Origin of the sequence: Acinetobacter sp. YH12112 (genome assembly GCF_013418945.1) — a bacterium.
Classification (GTDB): Bacteria; Pseudomonadota; Gammaproteobacteria; order Pseudomonadales; family Moraxellaceae; genus Acinetobacter; species Acinetobacter indicus.
The window spans coordinates 1-2,205 of the sequence record NZ_VPBA01000080.1; the positions used below are offsets into that span (position 1 = coordinate 1).

General features: G+C 47.5%; 2 protein-coding genes and 1 pseudogene. All 3 read left to right on the forward strand.

Annotated features, from left to right (window positions below; all coding sequences use genetic code 11):
* Nucleotides 1–231 (forward strand): annotated as a pseudogene (locus FTU50_RS15070) (IS66 family insertion sequence element accessory protein TnpB); the annotation flags it as partial.
* A complete protein-coding gene (gene tnpB, locus FTU50_RS15075) occupies nt 228–563 on the forward strand; it encodes an IS66 family insertion sequence element accessory protein TnpB (protein WP_180047444.1) in 336 nt (111 codons plus the stop codon). The pseudogene FTU50_RS15070 and the gene tnpB, both read left to right, overlap by 4 nt.
* Nucleotides 564–637: 74 nt before the next feature.
* On the forward strand, nt 638–2,205 hold a 1,568-nt coding region (locus FTU50_RS15080), incomplete at its 3' end, for an IS66 family transposase (RefSeq protein ID WP_180069870.1).

Genomic DNA, 2,205 nt, shown 5'->3' on the forward strand with positions numbered 1-2,205 from the left:
GTATCCAAATGGATTCGCTTAATTGATGGTAAGCCAGGGAATGATCGCTCACCACTACCGAATAAACCTGCATTTATTGCCTTATCTTGCTCTGCACCATTAGATCCTACTCCTACTGACATGTTAATGGTTCAAATTACTTTACCCCACTCAAAAGTAGAAATTGGCTTGAAATGGCAAGTATCAGAAATATCTGCTTTAGCAGAATTACTCAAGGCACTTGCAACATGATTCGCATTGATGAAATCTGGCTTTCTACCCAACCTCTGGATATGCGAGCAGGGATGGATACTATCATGGCTCAGGTGGTGAGAGCCTTTGGCTCAATCAAACCGCATTGTGCTTACCTGTTCTGTAATAAACGTGGCCATCGCATGAAAGTGCTGGTACATGATGGACTGGGCATCTGGCTGTGTGCCAGGCGGCTGGAACAGGGAAAATTCCACTGGGCGCAGGTTCACCAAGGTGAAACCGTGGCCCTCAGCCCGGAACAGTTACAGGCATTAATCCAGGGTTTGCCCTGGCAGCGCATTGGACGACAGCAGGTGGTGACGATGCTCTAAACCAAGCTCGGCTATTCTGCTATTCTCCAAACGTTCTATTTCATTCTTCTCATGACCTCAGGCATACTGCGGTCATGAATACGCTGCCTGACTTAAGCCAACTGACCCATGAACAACTGCTGGAATTCACCAGACAGTTAGCGCTGCAGCATCAACAACTCGCAGAAGATAAACAACAATTAGATGCTCAAGTTCAACATCTGGAAGTATCAAATCAACAATTAGATGCCAAAGTTCAACATCTTGAAGTCACCAATCAGCAATTAGATTCTAAAGTTCAGCATCTTTCTATTCTCAATCAAAAATACGAGCATGAACTGGCGCTGTTTAAACAGCACAAATTCGGCAGTAAAAACGAACATCTCACCGCAAAACAAATCCATCTGTGGGATGAGGCGGTCGAAGAAGATATCGCAGCAGTCGATCTGGAACTGGAGCGGCTGAATGCAGATAAAACCGATGCAGCGACACACAAAGCCAAAGCAAATAAACCTAAACGTCGACTGCTGCCGGATCATCTACACACCATCCGTATTGAGCATGAACCTGCATCAACCCAATGCAGTTGTGGCTGCCAGTTACGTCGTATCGGCGAAGATATCAGTGAAAAACTGCATTTCAGACCGGCACAGTTCTATAAGGAACAGCATGTGCGTGGCAAATGGGTCTGTGATCAGTGTGACACCCTGACTCAGCAAGCGATGCCCGCCTATGTGATTGATAAAGGCATTGCTTCACCTGAACTGCTCAGCCATGTGCTGGTATCGAAGTATGCCGATCATTTACCGCTGTACCGTCAACGTCTGATCTATCAGCGGGCGGGAATCGAGCTTTCTAGATCAACGTTATCTGACTGGATAGGTCGCTGCGGTGTAGAACTGGAACCTCTGGCCAATGCTTTAAAAGAGGTGGTGCTGCAACAGCGGGTACTGCATGCAGATGAAACACCAGTCACCATCATGCGGATGGGTGAGAATGATAAAAAACCGAAGAAAGGTTATGTCTGGGCCTATGCCACTACACAGTACAATCCAGTTCAAGCCGTGATCTATGACTTTCAGGATAGTCGTTCAGGTCAGCATGCTGAAGCGTTCCTGAAAGACTGGCAGGGCCATCTGGTCTGTGATGATTACAGCGGTTATAAAGCACGCTTTAAATCAGGTCAGGTCATTGAGGTGGGCTGCATGGCGCATGCGCGTCGTAAATTCCATGAGCTACATGTGACCGGGAAAAGTCAGGTCGCTGAACAGGCATTAGTGCTGATTCAGAAACTGTATGCGATAGAAGCAGAACTCAGGAAAAAGACCGATAGTACAGCAGAACACCGCCGCGAATACCGACAACAGCATAGTCAACCGGTGATGCAACAACTGTATGAATGGCTCAACCAACATCAACTGACTGTGCCATCGAGTTCTCCAACCGCCAAGGCGATCAATTACACTCTGAAGCGTTGGCCAGCTTTAAGCCGCTATCTGGATGATGGCAATCTACCAATTTGCAATAACTGGGTGGAAAACCAGATGCGCCCCTGGGCGTTGGGACGTAAGAACTGGTTATTTGCAGGTTCGCTGCGCAGCGGTCAGCGAGCAGCCAATATTATGACATTAATCCAGTCAGCAAAGCTGAATGGGCTGGATCC

What these genes read in the sequence shown, in the direction of transcription:
- tnpB (WP_180047444.1), top strand. Translation starts at nt 228, where the DNA reads ATGATTCGCATTGATGAAATCTGGCTTTCTACCCAACCTCTGGATATG.